The sequence below is a fragment of the Thermostilla marina genome, assembly GCF_054657455.1.
Genome location: NZ_BAAHYR010000001.1, coordinates 4,701,056 through 4,718,404 on the forward strand (window position 1 = coordinate 4,701,056; position 17,349 = coordinate 4,718,404).

A 17,349-nucleotide genomic window follows, 5' to 3' on the forward strand; every position below is an offset into this window, starting at 1 on the left:
AGTCTGTTCGGCTTGTCACCCCGACGCGATTGACATCAGACAATGCGTGAATGACACTGCAAGGCGCTCGGGCGGGGCGGTGAGATCCGCCGGCAAGTGGACACTTCGCCCCCGGCCGGCCTGCGGTGTGCAAGACTTTTTCGGCGAGAGTATTGTTTCGAAACCAATTGCCCACTGTTCAAGGGAGGTCACCATGCGAGCCGTGATTGTTGTACTCACACTGATTGTGTGGACGATGCCGGCGCCGGCCCCGGCCGACCAGTCAGCCCAGGAGCTGATCCGCACGGCGGGTGTGACCGGCGGCGTGATCGTTCATGTCGGCTGTGGCGATGGACAACTGACCGCCGCGCTGAGAACCGGTAAGGCCTTCGTGGTCCAAGGACTGGATACCGATCCAGTCAAGGTGGCGACGGCCAGAGAGCACTTCGCCGAGCTTGGCCTCAATGGCAGCGTCTCCGCCGCGCTCTTCGACGGCCGACAGCTTCCCTATGTGAACGACGTGGTCAACCTGGTGTTGGCGGAAGATTTGGGCGAGGTACCAATGGCGGAAGTGTTGCGGGTGCTGCGTCCCGGCGGAGTAGCCCTCATCAAACAGGGGGAAGCTTGGCGCAAGACCGTCAAACCTTGGCCCGAGCAGTTCGATGAGTGGACACATTATTTGCACGACCCCGAGGGCACCGCGCTTTCGCAGGATCGCGTGGCCGGACACCCCCGGGGGCTACGCTGGACTGGCGGTCCATTTTGGGTCCGCAGCCACGAGCATACGGCCAGCATGACCGCCATGGTCTCGGCATCTGGGCGAGTTTTCTACGTAATGGACGAAGGCCCGGTGGCTTCGATCCAGTTGCCGCCGGCGTTTTATCTGACGGCACGCGATGCGTTTAACGGGGTGGTGCTGTGGAAACGCCGACTGCACGACTGGTGGAATCCGCTGTATCCGCTCAAAGCCGGTCCGGGCTGGCTACCGAGGCGACTGGTGGCGGTCGGCGATCGGGTGTACATCGCACCGGGAGTGGGACAGAATTTGCTGTGTCTGGATGCGGTCACGGGCGAAGTCCTGCGGGAATACCAAGAGACGGCCACCACATTCGAGTTGATCGTCTCCGACGGCGTGATCTTCGCCGCAGTGGACCCTGAGTCTACACTGTGTGACTATAACCAGCAGAACGCGAACTGCTGGACCGAATCCAGGCGAGCCAACAATTACTGGGGCTGGCGGCCTGAGAGCGGCGAGCGCGTGCTAAAAGCCATTCGCGCCGAGGATGGCGAACTCCTCTGGCAGCATAAGATGCCCGTGGCCCCCATGAGCTTGGCAGCCGACAGCCGCATGGTCTGCGTCCATGACGGCGCCTCGCTGGTAGCCTTCGACCGTAATACAGGCAAGCAGCTCTGGAAGACGCCCTCGGTGGAAATGCCTTTGATCCCCACCGGATATGCGGGCCCGCGACTGATCCTCTGCGGTGACCGGGTGGTGTTTGCTCCCAAGGGCTGGATCGTCACAGTCTCCGCCCAGACCGGCGAGGTCCTCTGGGTGGTCAAGAACAAGCCCCAGTCCGGTCATTTCAGCCTGGAGGACTTCTACGTCATCGGCGACAAGGTTTGGGTGCTTGGCCGAAACAACAATGGAGTGTTTACCACTTATAGCCTGAAGACCGGCGAGAAGTTGGCCGAATACCGCAATCCCATTGAGTCCTTCTATATTCACCAACGCTGCTATCCCGGTCGGGCCACGGTGCGCTATCTGCTGCCGCCGATCATGGGCATCCAGGTTTACGACATCGAACAAAACGAATGGTACGACAACCACTGGGTACGCGGCGGTTGCATCTACGGTGTCATGCCGGCTAACGGTATGGTCTATGCTGTACCGCATGCCTGCGCTTGTTACTATCAATCGAAGCTCAACGGTTTCAATGCCCTCTCGCCCGAGCCGCAATCGGCCCAGGCACCCCCGGCCGAGCTGCGTCTGGTCAAAGGTCCTGCCTACGGCCAAGTCGGCAAGCGGGCCGAATATGCAGCATCCGAATGGCCGGTCTTTCGTCACGACAACACGCGCAGCGGCTATGTCCGCACCGAAGTTTCGCCGGAGGTGAAACCCGCCTGGGAGAAACAGTTCGGCACCAAGCTCAGCCAGCCGGTGGTGGCCGAGGGCAAACTACTTGTCAGCGCAGTCGATCAACACGCGGTGTATGCCTTCGACGCCCGAACCGGCGGGCCGCTCTGGCGCTTTGTCGCCAGCGGCCGGGTCAACTCGCCGCCGACGATCTATCGGGGCATGGCCCTGTTCGGTTGCGGCGACGGTTGGGTTTATGCCCTGAAGCTGGATGACGGCCGGCTGGTCTGGAAGTTTCAGGCGGCACCTAACGATCGCCAGCTGATCTCCTACGGTCAGCTCGAATCGGTCTGGCCCCTGCATGGCAGTGTCCTCGTGGAGCAAGATAAACTCTACTGTATAGCCGGTCGCTCGATGTTCCTCGACGGCGGACTGCGCATGATCATCCTCGATCCTTCCACCGGCCGCCTGCTGGCCGAAAACGTGATGGATCGCCGCGTTCCGGGCTCCGATCAGATCCTCGACGATCTGCTCATGGGCAAACACATGCCGGTGGCCCTGCCCGATATCCTTTCCAGCGACGGCAAATACGTATATATGAAATCGCAGACCTTCACACTCGACGGCCGACGCGTGCGAATCCGGCCGCTGCGTCCGGATACCCAGTATGACGAAGAGGTCCATTTGTTCGCCCCCATCTCCTTTCTCGACGATGCGTGGCACCAGCGCACCTACTGGCTGTTCGGCCGGGCGGCCGGCGAGGGCTGGGCTGAGTTCCAGTTGCCGCCCAAGCGCGTGCCCTACGGCCGGATCATGTGCACCGACGAAACCAATGCCTATGCCTATGGCCGCGATCCGGAGCTGCTATGCAACACTTCGGTGACGGAATACCGCCTGTACTGCGCGGGCAAGTATCCGACGCGCAAGGTGGGCGTCCGCTCGCTGGAAGGCCAGTGGATCAAAGGCAAGTATCCGGCCACGGTTCCGCTGGCAGGTCAGTCGGTGGACTGGAAGAAGCTTGCACAATTGCCGTCCGAGCAGCTTACGGCACTGGACTACCAATGGATTCACGAAGAGCCGGACGTAATGGCCCGGGCCATGGTCTTGGCCGACGATCGGCTGTTCATTGCCGGGCCGCGCGACGTGGTGGACGAGAAGAAAATGTGGGGCCGCTCAAATGAAAAAATCTTCCAGCAAAAAATGGCCGAGCAGGCGGCTTGGCTGCGCGGAGAGTACGGTGGGGTGATGCAGGTTTTCTCCAAGACGGACGGCAAGAAGCTGGCCGAAATGAAGCTGGATCGGTTGCCGGCTTTCGACGGCCTGATCGCGGCCGACGGTCGGCTGTATATGGTCACAGTCGACGGTGCACTGATTTGTTTTGAGGAAAAGTAAACGCTGGAGAGACTTGCGTAAAGAGTATGCCCGCACAATTGCTGCCAGCTGCGGAGGCGCAGTGCAGACAGTCTCGGATGCACAAGCCGACGGTGTTCCTCCGCAGGGTCGAACAGAGCCGCGATCGGTCTGTAGTTGAGAAGCACGGCTCGACGGCCGGTGTCGCATCCGCATGGGGCGTTTTGCTCCAACAGGCACGGTAATTCGAAGGGCGAGCAAATGGTATCTCCCCGACAGAGACCTGGGTGGTCAGCGATGCGGACTGCCGTCCAGCGTTGCCTGGCTCGCATTTGCCTGTTGCCCCTGAGCGGGGCGATAGTACTGGCGGCGAGCGGCACCGCACCCGCAACGAACGACAACCCTTCGGCGCAGGCACCGTCCACCTGCATGGTTTTGGCCGACAGTCGCCTGGAGGAACCCTTGCGGGCTATCCTCGACCAATACCAACGGCTTACCGGTGTCGGGCTGCGCGTGGAGTTTCTGGAGATCGCAGAGCTGACGCGTCGCCTGGAAGAGGATACAGCCGTGACTGGCGTGGTGGTTTGGATGGAGCGGGGCCCAAAAGTGCCCGAAGGCGTCCGCAGCCGCGCTGCTGCCCGGCCGGTCGCCTGGAAGTATCCCACCTTCGAACCGGTGCGCGCCGCGGCGTTGACGGCCGAGCCGGAGACAGCCCGTGTGGTTCGCTTTCTCGGAAGTCCTCAGGCGCACCGCCTGTGGTCCCAGTCCAAGGCAGGCTTTACCATCGTGCCGGACCGCAGCGCGGCCTCGTATGAGTGGGTGGTGGAAAACCGACTGGCCCATACCTATCCGATGACGGCCCAGCGCATGTTGGGCGAAATTGGCGGGATTCGCCAGGGAGTGCTGATCGATGTGGGCTGCGGCACCGGCCAATTGGCCGTTGAGCTTGCCCGGCGCTCGGAGTTCACGATCCACGGGCTGGATATCGATCCCGAGATGCAGCCGCGGTTCGAAAAGACGGTGCGCCGTGCCGGCCTGTCGGACCGCATCTGCTTCGTTCTGGGCGATGCCCAACAAATGCCGTTTCCCGACGATTTCGCCGACGTGATTGTCAGCCGGGGCACCCTGATCTTCATTCCCGATATCGCCAAGTTTCTGCGCGAAGTGGATCGCGTGCTTAAGCCCACCGGCGTGGCCTTTGTGGGAGGTCGTTATCTCTATGCCCCCCAAGCCCACAAGATCAGCACCGAGCGCCTGCGCAAGATTGTCGAGCAGTCGGGCGTCAAGGGTGCCGAGGTGATCGAGCAGCGTGGGCAGTGGGTCAAGATCGTCGGCCCCAAGGCCCCCGAAGCAGCACGCCATTTCCAGGCCGGACCGCAAATGCTGGCTGGACGCCTGGTTGCCGACTATGGGATCACCGCGGGACGCTGCCTGTTGGTCCATCGGAGCGACGGCGCTCTGGAACAAGCTCTCCAACAAGGCTTGATCGAAAGCACAGAGCTGCAAATCACAGCGATTTATCCGACCCAGGAAGCCGTCGAAAGTGCCCAGCAACGGCTGCGCGATGCCCGGCTCGACAGACGCGTGCACTGCCGCCTCGGTTCTATCGAAGAGCTGCCCTTTCCCGCAGAGAGCTTCGACCTGGTAGCCGGTGTGGGGCCGGTGCTGATCTGGAGTGATCGGCCTCGGGCCGTCAAGGAGCTATACCGCGTGTTGCGCCCCGGCGGCGTGGCGTTCGTCGGCGGAAGATACCTGGGCATGCCCCAAAGTCGCCGGGTCTCGACCGAACAGTTGCGCCGCAGCATCGAACGAAGCGGCGTCGCCTCCGCACGCGTGATCGACGACGATATGGGCCAGTGGGTCGAAATCGGCAAGGGCATCAGGTAACGCTGCCATACACGGCACAGTGGGCCAGATTGTGCTTCGCGAAATCGGCGATCCCGACTTGCGGTTGCTGTTCGTGTTGGCCCGCTGGGGCGGCCTGCGAGTGATTAGCGAGCCGCGGGAATTGACGTGGGATTGCGTGAACTGGGAACAAAAACGGCTTCGCGTTCCAAGCCCCAAAACGGAACGTTACGGCCACGAATCGCGAGTTATCCCGTTGTTCCCGGAGCTGGTTGAACCGCTTGAGCGGGCTTCCGAAGGCGAAACGTTCATCTTGCCGAAGTTGCGAACCACTACACTGGGCACCCTGCGTACGCGCCTACTGGCGGCGATCCGGCGGGCGGGGCTGGAACCGTGGCCGAGGTTGTGGCACAACCTGCGAGCGTCGAGGCAGACGGATTTAGAACAACGGTTTCCGTCGCATGTGGTGTGTACGTGGATGGGAAACAGCCGCGCCGTGGCAAGTCGCCACTATCTGCAAGTGCTCGATTCCGACTACGAAAAGGCGGCGCAAAATGCGGCGCAGTACACGGCGGAACCGCCTGGGAACATGCAGAAAGCCGACTCCGCCGGTTCGACGACAGTCGGCTTTTGTAAGAGTTTGCGGGTTGCAAAACACCCAAGTGACCCCGACGGGATTTGAACCCGTGTTGCAGGCTTGAAAGGCCTGTGTCCTAGACCTGGCTAGACGACGGGGCCAGCATGCAGTGGCGAAACGCCCACCGCGAAAGATCTAAATATATAGCTCCTCGAAGGTGGAATCGTCAAGGGGGGAGGGGCGTGACTTCCTTCGGATCGAGGTATTGCGCACAAGGTTTCGATTTTCGATTCGCGATCCTCAAGAAACAAAAAACGGAGGGCCGCGGCCCTCCGATGGTGTGCACTTCGGTGTCACGTCGAAGGACCGGGGTCTTTCGGTGCGTTTTCCATGCTCCGCTGGATGGCTTCGAAGACCTCCCGGCGGTGGACCGGCACTTCCTTCGGTGCTTCCACGCCGAGACGGACTTTGTCTCCGCGGATGTCGACAACGACGATCCGAATGTCGTCGTTGATGACGATACTTTCGTTTTTCTTACGCGACAGAACCAACATACCCGTCATCCTTCGCTGCGAGCGACATCGACCACGCCGGGGACACACCCCCCGCGCGCCGAGCGCAGACGGACCACATGTACTGTAGAATAGATCGGAACTTGCGTACAGTCAAGCAAATCACGGTTTGATTACGGAAAACACCCTAGCCCGCTCAGGGGGGCTTGCATGAACAACCCGACGACTTTTCGTTTTTGAGGGTAAATCCCCTGCCTGTCGCAACTTAAGCTGTTGCGGGGCAAGGCCTCGCAGCTCACCTATTCACCCTGCTTTAGCTCCCCAGGATTGATGGTTCGGTACCACGGTTATCTCGTCGCATCGGTTGCCAAAGTGTCGCGGACGCCGTGTCTAACATGGACACCTGGATTAGCGAGAATTGTGTTGATTTTCGGGGCTGCTTCCCAATAATGAACGGGCAACCGAGGTTCGCTCGCGCGGCACTCGGCGGCCGCGGTGGAGGATGGTCGTATTGTTTCCGGGAACGAAAGACAGGTGACGGCAATGACATCAATGTGGGCGTTCAAGTTCGGCCGAAATGTGGCGACACTTGCTGCGGCAGGATTGGCCTTGGCGTTGTGGACGACGGGCTGCACCCCGCCGCCCAGTGAAGCACCGGTCGAAGGGGTCACGGGTACCCCGGTCGACGACGGCGACAGCGAGTGGCGGTTGGAAAGCCTTCCACCCGAAGAAGAAACCGCGGCTCCCGCCGAAGAAACGGCAGAGGAAGCTGCTCCGGCTGAAGAACAGCCCGCCGTCGAGTTGACGGCACCCGAAAATGCCGAGCCGACGGAAGCCGAGGAAACCGAACCGGCGCCCGCGGAAGAGGCGGAAAAACCGGCAATGGAACAGCCGGAAACAGAATCGGCGGCCGAGCCTGCCGAAGTGACGGCGCCGGAAGCGACCGACGAGCAGTCGCCGGCCGAATCGGCGGAATCGGAAACCAGTGAGGCTGAAAGTGCGGCGGAGCAGCCTTTCGAGATCCAAGTTCCAGCCGGATTGCCGCCGGTTCCCGTACCCGACGACAATCCAATGACCACCGAAAAGGTCGAGCTGGGCAACTTGCTCTACTTCGATCCGCGGATGAGCAAAGACGGAACGATTTCGTGCGCCACCTGCCACGATCCGAAAAAGGGGTGGGCTGAACACACGCCCACCAGCACGGGAATCGGGAAGCAGGTCGGCGGCCGAAATGCACCTACCGTCCTGAATGCCGCGTATGCCCCGGCCCAATTCTGGGACGGTCGCGCGGCCTCGCTGGAGGAGCAGGCCGTCGGTCCCGTGGCCAACCCGATCGAAATGGGGAATACGCTGGAGAACATGGTCGAGACGCTCAAGGGAATTCCCGGCTACGTCGACCGATTCGAAAAGGTGTTCGGCACCGAGCCCACCGCCGACGGTTTCGCCAAGGCCGTAGCGGCTTTCGAACGCACGATCTTGGCGGGGAATTCACCCTATGATCGTTATCAGGCCGGCGACGAGTCGGCGATGTCGGAAGCGGCGGTTCGCGGCATGAACCTGTTCGAAGAAGTCGGATGTGCCGACTGCCACACACCGCCGTTGTTCAGCAGCTACGAATACTACAACGCGGGCGTCGGTATGGATAAAGAAAACCCCGACATCGGTCGGAAGGAAGTGACCGGCGACGATGCCGATACCGGCGCGTTCCGCGTGCCTTCGCTGCGGAACGTGGCCGACACGGCACCGTACTTCCACGACGGCAGTGCCGCGACATTGGAAGAGGCCGTCGCCTTGATGGCCGCCGGTGGAAAAGACAACCCGCACCGTTCCGATATGTTCGACACCGTTCGGGAAGCCAAGATCACGCCTGAACAACAGAAGGATCTGGTCGAATTCCTGAAAGCCTTGTCGGGCGACATTCCGGCGGTCGAACCGCCCGAGTTGCCGTAAAGCAAATTCATAATCCCCGGTAATTCACCCCAATCGTGTCCGTTGCGGCGACGGTGTGGTCACGCGGCTTCCGACAAGCCGAGGCTTTTCACCGACCGCATGCGACCGGCGACGCGGCACGATCGTTCGTCCTCCAACTCACGCCTTGGCCGTCATCCGGCGGTCAAGGCCTTTTCAATTAGGGGGCATTGGATGCGGCTGCCGGCTCTCAATCCAAGCGAACGATCGCCGGTGCGCCGACGAACAGCAGGCGAATCGAGACATTTTCTTCGGGCAGCTTCAGCCATGCCGCGGCCGCCTTGCGGTAAGCCTCCAGTTGCGGCCGATAGAACTCGACGCGATCGGTGAACACGTCGCCCGAATCGGGCGAGACGCCGTCGCTTTTGTAGTCGATGATGTCGGCGGCAACACGCCGGTCGCCGTCGAACAGGATCATCAATCGGTCGATCGAGCCGCGGCAGAGTTTGTCCTCCACCCGCACGGAAAACGCCGATTCGGTGCGCAGTTCCCAGCGGGGATTTCGGACGGCGTCGGTTACGTGGACGGCGCTGGATTCATGCCGGTCGGCGGGCGGCTTGCCGCGGTATGTTTCGCGGGCCAACACGCGGCGAATGAGCGGTTGCGCAAGCATCCGCCGAAATTGTCGCAAGATGTCGTCGATCTCATGGGCGGGAAACTCGAGGCGTTCGCCGATTTGTCGCAGGAGCGACTCGTCGGGTTCACCTTCGTCCAAGAAGCGAACTTGCTCGAACCATGCGTGCAGCAATGTACCGCGGTCCGCGGCACCTGCGGCGGGGGCCTGGATGTACGCACCAAGCGGTTTCGTGCCCGCGCCTTCGAGATGCGACGGCGAAAAACCTTCCAGCTCCCGCACGCGGCGGGACGGTTGCAGGCGGACGACTGCGGGCGCGGTCGGCGCGTCGGTCGGTGGTTGTTCCGGCGGCAAAGTGCCGTACCATTTCGGATCGCCGCCCTCGCACAACAACGCATCGGGCGTGCGGGGAACGTCGCGTGCCAGCGCCGACGCCAAAATGGCCGCCGCCGAGTCCGAGGCGCTGCCGTGCTGTTTGATCGATTCGATGCGACCGTTTTCGTCTTCCACGACGGTCGGGCGAACGAGCATCGTCACCGAACGGATCGCCCGCGTGATCGCCACGTAAAGCACGCACAACGCCTCGGTGATATTTTCGGCCAGTTTCCAGCGGATGGCCGCTCGCAGCTTGTCGGGCAAGTGCGGCTGAAGCTCGCTTCGAACGTACCGTGTTGCGACCTCGACGACGCTTCCGTCGTCGTTTTCACGATACATGACCCGGTCCGGGCGTCCGAGCAACGACCGGTCCAAGTCGGGCAGGATGACCGCGTCGAATTGAAGGCCTTTCGAGTTGTGAATCGTCATCACGCGCACGACGGCGGCCGACGGGTCGGCAATCTTTTCGGCGTCGATCTGGTCGAGAAAATCGTCGGCATGGAGGCCACCTTCGGCGTCGAAACGGTAGGCGCGTTCAAGGAGTCGTTTCAGGCTTGCCTGGTCGCCCTTGTCGACATGCGGCGCAAGCGCGGTTACCCAATCGCGCACCGTGCATCCCATGCCGTCGCGCTGAATCTTGCGGCGGATTTCGAACGACACACGATTCCGCCGTCGTTCCTGTTCCGATTTCGTGAGCGTGGGATAGTCGGCCAGACCGAGCAACGAGGCCAGCTCGGAATGGGCCGTCAAGAACGCCGCGGCGGTGTCGCCCGGATGTTCCGACAGTTGCAAAGCCGCCAAAATCAAACGTACGGCAAACGATTCGCTCAAAGGCGTTCCGCCTTCCTGACTGGTGGGAATGCCGAGCCGTCGCAGCCGACGGCAGATTGCGGGGATGTGCTCGTTCGCCCGCATCAACACCCCGATCGAAGCGCTCGGGGCCTTCTCGCGCAATTCCGCGACTTCGCGAGCCGTGGCGGCAATCAGCACGTCGACGTCGGTTTCGTCGTCGGTCGGCAGCGGAAAAGTCTTCAGGCACCAGTAGCCCGTCAGGTCGTCGCGGGCGGTATCGTGCTCGCGGAAACGTTCGTGCCACGCCGTGACCGATGCTTGAAAGGCGGCCGCCTTGTCCGGTGTGTCGCCCTCGATTTGTTGTCGAATGGTTCTGTTGCCCGGCAAATCGCCGAATACGGTGTTCACCAATTCGATGATCGGTCGCGCGGAACGGTAGCTTTTCTCGAGGGATTCCCCCGCCAGGCCGGGAAGCTGTTTGTCGATCAGGTCGAAGATGCGGGCGACGCCGCCTCGCCAGCCGTAAATCGCCTGCTTGACGTCGCCCACGCAAAAGAAGGAATGCTTGCCGTCGTGGGTGGAACACACGCGTTCTGCGAACGGACGCAGCACGCGCCACTGTTCCGGCGAGGTGTCTTGAAATTCGTCCAACAACAGATGCCGAACCAGACCGTCGAGGCGATAACCGACCCGATCGCGTGAAACGAAGCCCTGCCCCTGTTCCAGGGCGTGTGCCAACATGCGTGTCACGTCGCTGAACGACGCCCCGCGGGCATCCTGCTTGACTTCACGAAAGGCACGATCGAAGCGGGCCAACAGTTCCCGCGTGGCCCGGTTTTGCGAGACCACCAGATTGATTTCCAACGCCAAGGCGTGCTCGATGAGCGGCCGATAGACGACGGCGACCTCGTCGGGAATCGGTTTGTTGAAGTAACCGGCACCGGCCAGGATTTTGGGGGCCAAGCCCGTCGTGAGGAGTCTTGCCCAGTCGCCGGCGGTGATCTTTTCGATGTCCTTTTTAATGGCCGTGTTGAGACGCTTGTTTGCAAGATCGGTGTCCGCCAATCTTTGCAGCGAATCGAGCGCTTGGTCGATCTCGGCTTGCGAGAGCGCCTTGCGGGGCTGCAACACGTCCCAGGCGTCGGGGGCACAACGGAGGAATACCCGCTCGTAGATTGCCTTCGCCAACTCGTTCAATTGACGCGCCACGCCCCGTTTTGTCTTTCCCTTGTCGAGCAGGCCCATCCAGGCGGCCATGTTCTTGGGGGAATCGTAAGCCAGCGCGCGGGCGACGGCCTCGTAACGCAGCGATTCGAGCGTCACTTCGTCGAGAATCTGCCAACCGGGCGGAAGTCCCAGCTCGAGTTCGAATGCCTTGGCGATGCGGACGGCGAAGCTGTCGAGCGTGCTCACTTGCAGTCGATGCAGCTTCGCAAGAACCGTGCGGAGCAGGGCGCGGCAGGTCGTTTCGGTGAGGGAAACGCCGATCGCTTCGCCGAGTTCGGCGGCCTTGTCGGCGTCGGCCGCAGCCTCGGCCAACCGGCGGATCACCCGATCGAGGATTTCCCCCGCGGCGGCGCGGGTAAAAGTGGCCGCCAAGATCGATTCGGGCGGATGCCCGTCGGCCAAGATGCGCAAGAACCGGTTGCTCAGTCGGTACGTCTTGCCGGTTCCGGCGGAAGCACGAATCACCAGGTTGTCCATCTGCCCCGTCTTGGAAACCATCGGCAGTCCCTCGGGCGAGTCGGAGCCGTCGTTCACGCTGATAAGATGCAAGATCGGCCGCGACACATCAAGGCGCGCCGCGGCCGGTGCCGGCCGGAATGCGAGTCGGCGCGATCAGCGAATCGACTCTTCAGGAAGTTCCGTCTTCACGCCTTCGTCGATCGGCATGCGATCGGGCAGGGCGCCGGTTTCTTCTTGCAGTTTGTGCAAGAGTTTCTTCATCCGGGCGAGCACGTCGGCGTACTCGGGATCGTCGATCAGGTTGTGCCGCTCGTACGGATCGTTTTTCAAGTCGTACAGTTCGGCCTTGTGGCGATCGGGGCCGCCGTCACCATGCGGATAGTGGACGTACTTGAAACGATCCGTCCGCACACCGCGGACGTTGGGCGTGTAGGGGAACTGCTTTTCGTAATTGTACTCGTAGTACCAGGCCTTGCGCCAATCGACGTCTTTGCCTTCCAGCAGCGGTTTCCACGACATACCGTGCACCTTGGGCAACGGCGGCGCGTTGCAAATGTCGAGAACGCTGGGAGCCATGTCGATGTTCAAAACCATTTCGTCGACGATCGTGCCCGGTTTGACCAGCGGCGGATAGCGCACCAGCAGCGGCACACGAATGCTCGGTTCGTGCATCGTCCGCTTGTCGGTCATGCCGTATTCGCCCAGGAAGAAACCGTTGTCCGAGGTGAAGATCACGAGCGTATTGTCCAGCTCGCCCATCTCTTCAAGCGTTTTCAGGATGCGGCCGACGCTGTCGTCCACCGACTTGATCGTCGCAGTGTACGCCCGGACGAAGCGGGCGAAGTCTTCTACGGCTTCGGGGCGAGTATCGGGGAATTTTTCGCGGAATCCGAACAACGGGCCGTAGATTCCATGCCACGTGATCAACCGCTCCTTCACCCACTCGGGCTTGCCTTCCAGTTGGAACGCCGATTGCGGATAGCGGATATCGACATGATCGTAGATGTGTTCGTACTTCGGTTCGGGGGTGAACGGCGTATGCGGCGCCTTGTGCCCCAGGCACAACAGGAACGGCTTGTTGCGCGGCCGCTTCAACCAGTCGATTGCCAGGTCGGTCACGCGGTGTGTGTAGTAGCCTTTCAGTTGTACCCGCTTGCCGTTGATGTTGAACTCGTTGTCGAAGTACTTGCCCTGCCCCCGGTGACTGGCCCAATAGTCGAAGCCGGGGCGCGGCGAATCATCGTCTTCGCCCATGTGCCACTTGCCGATGTATGCCGTCTCGTAGCCGATGGACTGCAATTGCCGCGGAAAACTGGGCAAGTCGCGAGGATAATCGGTGAAGTTGTTGATCACGCCGTGCGTATGGGCGTACAACCCCGACATGAAACTCGCCCGCGAGGGCGAACAAAGCGAGGTCGTGACGAACATGTTCTTGAAGCGGGCGCCTTCGGCCGCGATTCGATCGAGATTCGGCGTTTTCAGGAACGGGTGACCTTCGCAGCTCAATTCGTCCCACCGCTGGTCGTCGGTAAGAATGAAGACCACGTTGGGCCGCTCGGGGGATGCGGCTTCGGCCGGGGCCGGCGCGGCCGCCATTCCCAAAAGGATGGTCAGTGCTGGCAAAGAAAACATCGCGAGGATACCTCCAACCTGGTGCAACAACGAGACCCTCTCGGGACCGGGGAAACGCAACTTTGCAGGATTCCGACGTGCCGACCGGGCTGCATAAAACGTCGGCGTCTGCTCGGAAAGGTAGTATACACGAACCGCCGCGGGTCGCCACTCGCCGAGGCCCGTTGGGGTGGTTTGCGGTGACATTGCAAAATGGGACGGCGCGGCAACTTTCCCTTGGCAGCGGCTTCGGCGCGGACTATCTTGGAAAGCATCGGATGCCCGCGCATGCCGTTGTCCGTGCGCGCCGAGCGCGCCGGAACGGTCGAGGGCAGAGGGTACTCGCTGTGCCGAAACGCTACGTCGCTTCGATCCTCGTTTTTCGGAGAATACGCAAATGAAACGTCGTGAATTCTTGGCGACCGCCGGTGCGGCGGCCGTGCTGTCGGCTCTTCCGTTCCGGTTCGCGAAGGCCTCGTTCAGCAAGCCGTACAAGGTGCTGTATTACACGCGGTCGGCGGGCTTCCAACACTCGGTCGTCGCTCGTAAGGACGGCGAACTGGCTTTCTCGGAAAAGGTTCTTACCGATCTCGGTAAAGAATACGGCGTCGAGGTCGTTTGCTCGAAGGACGGCAGCGTGTTCGACGGCGACCTGGATCAATACGACGCGATCGCCCTGTACGCGACCGGCGACTGGTTGAAGCCCGGCAAGGCTGACAACGCCGTACCGGTCACCGAAAAGGGGTTGGAAAACTTCTTGAATGCCGTGAAAGCCGGAAAACCGGTCGTCGGCTTCCATGCCGCGACCGACGCGACCGGCGGCCCCGGCCCGGTCTCGCCCTACACGCAGATGATCGGCGGTCGTTTTGCGGGCCACGGAAAGCAGCAAGAGGCCACGAACACCGTCGTGCCCGGCTTCCCCGGTTTGGAGAAGCTCGGTAAGTCGATCCGCATGCTGGAAGAGTGGTACACGCTGAAAGACATCGCCGAAGACATGCACGTGATCCTCGTGCAAGAGACCGAAGGCATGGAAGGCCAGCCGTACAATCGGCCGCCCTTCCCCGCCACCTGGGCCAAGAAGTACGGTGAAGGCCGCGTCTTCTACACCTCGCTCGGCCATCGGGAAGACGTGTGGACCAGCGACGTCATGCGGCAAATCATCGTCGCCGCCTTCGCCTGGGCGTTGGGCGAAGTCGACTTCGATCCGGTGCCGAATTTGAAAGAAGTGTGCCCCGGTGCCAATCAGTTGGCCAAGTAGCCGAGAAGCCCCGCTTGCTTCGGGGTGATCAGACTCGCAATTCACGCGCGATCGCGGCGATCGGCCATCGAGCCGGTCGCCGTGTCGTTTTGCGCCGCGACAGTTTTTTTGAATGCGTTACGGCACGGCGCGAAAGCGATAATTGAGAATTCGCGGTCCGCCGATTTCTTCCGCCCGCAACCAAAGCGTCTTGCCGATCAACTCTTGTCCGTTGCTCAAGCGAAAGATGGTCACCCGGCGCCCGGTTCCCTGCTCGGTGATCGTGGTCGTCATGCGGCGTCGGTCGGGAGCAAACAATTCGCAGCGGAAGCTCACCGGTACGGCGGTGTCGTTGACGAAATGCTGTTCGACTTCCAGCTCGCCGTCGGCGTTCAGGTGGGTAGTGACTTCGAGATAGATATCGCCCAACCCGACGTCGATATGGCGGAACACGCTGAATCGATACGTGCGTTCGGCCCGCACGAGAAAATCGATGCGGATCGGTTGCCGTCCCGACGTCGCATCGTAAGGAAGCGTGATCGTGATCGGTTGAACAGCCTGTTCCTGCTCGGTCAGCTTGAAGGGAATCACCGCCGGCTCGATCATCCAGCCTTCGGGGGCGACGATGCGGGCGGTGCCCGACACACCTTGGTTGAATCCGTTGGTGAAGATCAGTTTGTTCAAGAACGGACGACCGTACACGCTGGGAATGTTGTCCGACTCGAGTCGGCACGATTGCCGCCACTGAACCAAAGGGAGCTCGACGCCGACGACGAATCCCGGCAAGGGTTCGGCAACGACGCGTTGCCGGCCTTCGTGCGTCTCGATGGGGCGGTTTCGGCCCCAGACGTCGAATTGACGTGCGTCTTCGCCGAGATATAGCTCCTCCAGGGTCGGGCGTCGGTTCCACAAGACCATCACGGCCTGATCCTTTCGACGGAAGATGCGGTTTTCAGACCCGCCCGGCAACCGCATCGAGCCGACGTATCGACAACCGCTCAGCACCAAGGCGGTCGTGCGCCACGGCAAATACAGCTCCGTCGGTGTCCCATCGCCCAGGAACAACCCTCGTCGATTGTTGATCGGATCCACAAGGAAGCTGACATCGGCGCCGTTCATCTTGGCGGCCATCATTCGCTCGACCAGGTCGCGCACGCGCACTTCCAGCGGATAACCGTCGCGGTCGAGCGGATCGATCGCCGTCCAGGTCTCATGTTGCGTCGACCGGACATGCGGCAGATAGGTTTCCAGCTCGGACGCCGTCAGCGGCGGGTCGGCGGTGTACGAGAGGAAACGCCACACCTTCTTGCCTTCGTTGTCGGGAGGGTCGGCCATCCAATTCCACGCCATGCCCAAACGAACGTCGTAGACGACCTTGTCCAAGGTCTCTTTGATTCGGGCCAACCGGTCGACGACGTGCGGATAGCCGTTGAAGCTGGTGTCGTGATCGTGCCCCACTTGCCACCAATTGATGAGCGTACCGAAGCGGGAAAGCGTCCACTCGACCGACGGATACCACGTTTCCGGTTCCGCCGAAAACACTTCGGCCGCAAGCGGCGGTGTACCGTGCCCGAACACGTCGAGCACGCTTTGCGGCGGATCGCACAACTCACCGACGACCATGATTCCTTGGGCCACCAACCGCGACACGAAATCGGCCAGATCGTTTGTTGCGTCGGCGGGCGTCTGATCATCGATCCATACCGGGTATTTGATCCACGAAACCCCCGAGTTGGCAATCAAGAACGCCAATTCGCGCAAGGGAATGCGGGCCGGTTGCGCAGTAAACGACCAGCCGAACTCACCGTCGGAAGGGATCGGTACCGGTTCGATGACCGCCAAGGCGACATGCCGCCGGTACGTCGTTCCATCGGGCGCTCGCAAGGCCGCCGTCAGCCGGTAATATCCTGGTTCGTCGAAAGAGGGCTTCCACTTCGCCGTGCCCAGCATGGGCGGATGTTCCCGCAGCGTCGGATCCAACGTCAGCTCGCCGTGTGCAAACGCGGGTTCCAAATCCAAAGGTACGGTTTCTGCTGCAATGACGTTGCCCAGAATATCGACGGCCTCGAAATCGATTTCTTTCGTTCGGGCGTCGATGCCCGCGACGTTCGCCTCGAGTTCGATGTCGGCGGGCATCAGGTACACTTTGCGCGGTTGGTTCAAACTCATCGACAGCCGCGGCACGCGTCCGACCCAAATGCCGCCGAACAACACCCGCCCGGTCAGGTCCGCCCGCGAACCGGGAACCACGTGCAGCCCCAACACCATGCGGTCGGCCTTTTCATCGTCGAATTCGAACGGTCCCAGCCGCAGTCGCCGCCAGCCGTCCGTCTGCCGAACGGCCGCTGAGTGAAAACTCTGTAGCGGGGTCTCTTTGGCATCCACGACGTTCGCCGAGATGAACACCGAGTCGTATTTCAACTCCTCGGTTTTCACCCACACGTCGACAACGTAACCGAACATCCACGAGACTCGAATCGCATCGGTGTAGATGGCCGCTGCGCCGCCGTCCAATCGCACCTGTAAGCTGCGGACGCTTTCGGGCGAAGGTTCGTCGACGATTTCGATCTTGAGATAGGCGGGGTAGCCGTCCCCGGTCCGGCGGGTCCATTCGTCGGGCCAGGTGTCGTAGTTCACGTCGCGAGATTCATCGAAGGCGCAATGGTAGACCTCGACGGCCCCTTCGGGATGCGCAGGAGCCTGCCCGGTATTCGCGAAGACCAGCAACAGGGGTAAGATGAAATGCATCGACAAAGCCGCGTCACGGAT

The 17,349-nt window shown here is 61.4% G+C and carries 9 protein-coding genes and 1 tRNA gene; 5 read left to right on the forward strand and 5 right to left on the reverse strand.

What is annotated here, in order from left to right; translation table 11 throughout:
* Positions 1-193: 193 nt before the first annotated feature.
* The 3 genes from ACYQ2I_RS17005 (at position 194) to ACYQ2I_RS17015 (ending at position 5,930) form a co-directional block, all read left to right on the forward strand.
* Positions 194-3,445 (forward strand): outer membrane protein assembly factor BamB family protein, encoded by a 3,252-nt coding sequence (locus tag ACYQ2I_RS17005; protein ID WP_460168228.1) that lies wholly within the window; start codon positions 194-196, stop codon positions 3,443-3,445.
* A 255-nt stretch (positions 3,446-3,700) separates the two neighbouring features.
* Complete coding sequence (locus ACYQ2I_RS17010; RefSeq protein ID WP_460168229.1) at positions 3,701-5,290, forward strand: class I SAM-dependent methyltransferase; 1,590 nt, start codon at positions 3,701-3,703, stop codon at positions 5,288-5,290.
* 31 nt (positions 5,291-5,321) lie between these two features.
* Positions 5,322-5,930 (forward strand): tyrosine-type recombinase/integrase, encoded by a 609-nt coding sequence (locus ACYQ2I_RS17015; protein ID WP_460168230.1) that lies wholly within the window; start codon positions 5,322-5,324, stop codon positions 5,928-5,930.
* Here ACYQ2I_RS17015 and ACYQ2I_RS17020 read toward each other — a convergent pair.
* Positions 5,912-5,986, reverse strand: a tRNA-Glu gene (locus ACYQ2I_RS17020). The genes ACYQ2I_RS17015 and ACYQ2I_RS17020 overlap by 19 nt on opposite strands.
* Before the next feature lie 192 nt (positions 5,987-6,178).
* On the reverse strand, positions 6,179-6,379 hold the full coding sequence (csrA, locus tag ACYQ2I_RS17025; protein WP_460168231.1) for a carbon storage regulator CsrA: 201 nt from the start codon (positions 6,377-6,379) through the stop codon (positions 6,179-6,181).
* A 501-nt stretch (positions 6,380-6,880) separates the two neighbouring features.
* On the opposite strand from csrA, the gene ACYQ2I_RS17030 reads away from it, so the two are divergent.
* The gene (locus tag ACYQ2I_RS17030) at positions 6,881-8,287 is read left to right on the forward strand and encodes a cytochrome-c peroxidase (protein ID WP_460168232.1); all 1,407 of its coding nucleotides are present in this window, start codon (positions 6,881-6,883) and stop codon (positions 8,285-8,287) included.
* Between the two features lie 208 nt (positions 8,288-8,495).
* Here the strand turns inward: ACYQ2I_RS17030 and ACYQ2I_RS17035 are convergent, their stop codons facing one another.
* Both ACYQ2I_RS17035 and ACYQ2I_RS17040 read right to left on the reverse strand, forming a co-directional pair.
* A complete protein-coding gene (locus ACYQ2I_RS17035; protein ID WP_460168233.1) occupies positions 8,496-11,771 on the reverse strand; it encodes a UvrD-helicase domain-containing protein in 3,276 nt (1,091 codons plus the stop codon).
* A gap of 114 nt (positions 11,772-11,885) precedes the next feature.
* On the reverse strand, positions 11,886-13,364 hold the full coding sequence (locus ACYQ2I_RS17040) for a sulfatase family protein (RefSeq protein ID WP_460168234.1): 1,479 nt from the start codon (positions 13,362-13,364) through the stop codon (positions 11,886-11,888).
* Positions 13,365-13,740: 376 nt separating this feature from the next.
* Here ACYQ2I_RS17040 and ACYQ2I_RS17045 point away from each other — a divergent pair, with 376 nt between their 5' ends.
* Positions 13,741-14,601, forward strand: a complete 861-nt coding sequence (locus ACYQ2I_RS17045; protein WP_460168235.1) for a ThuA domain-containing protein — start codon at positions 13,741-13,743, stop codon at positions 14,599-14,601.
* A 117-nt stretch (positions 14,602-14,718) separates the two neighbouring features.
* Here ACYQ2I_RS17045 and ACYQ2I_RS17050 read toward each other — a convergent pair whose 3' ends face one another.
* A complete protein-coding gene (locus ACYQ2I_RS17050) occupies positions 14,719-17,328 on the reverse strand; it encodes a hypothetical protein (RefSeq protein ID WP_460168236.1) in 2,610 nt (869 codons plus the stop codon).
* Positions 17,329-17,349: the final 21 nt, after the last annotated feature.

Excerpts from the sequence above, each read along its gene's own strand:
- ACYQ2I_RS17005 (WP_460168228.1), top strand. The coding sequence starts at position 194 with ATGCGAGCCGTGATTGTTGTACTCACACTGATTGTGTGGACGATGCCG.
- ACYQ2I_RS17050 (WP_460168236.1), bottom strand. The coding sequence starts at position 17,328 with ATGCATTTCATCTTACCCCTGTTGCTGGTCTTCGCGAATACCGGGCAG.
- ACYQ2I_RS17045 (WP_460168235.1), top strand. The coding sequence starts at position 13,741 with ATGAAACGTCGTGAATTCTTGGCGACCGCCGGTGCGGCGGCCGTGCTG.
- ACYQ2I_RS17010 (WP_460168229.1), top strand. The coding sequence starts at position 3,701 with ATGCGGACTGCCGTCCAGCGTTGCCTGGCTCGCATTTGCCTGTTGCCC.
- ACYQ2I_RS17040 (WP_460168234.1), bottom strand. The coding sequence starts at position 13,364 with ATGTTTTCTTTGCCAGCACTGACCATCCTTTTGGGAATGGCGGCCGCG.
- csrA (WP_460168231.1), bottom strand. The coding sequence starts at position 6,379 with ATGTTGGTTCTGTCGCGTAAGAAAAACGAAAGTATCGTCATCAACGAC.
- ACYQ2I_RS17035 (WP_460168233.1), bottom strand. The coding sequence starts at position 11,771 with ATGGTTTCCAAGACGGGGCAGATGGACAACCTGGTGATTCGTGCTTCC.
- ACYQ2I_RS17030 (WP_460168232.1), top strand. The coding sequence starts at position 6,881 with ATGACATCAATGTGGGCGTTCAAGTTCGGCCGAAATGTGGCGACACTT.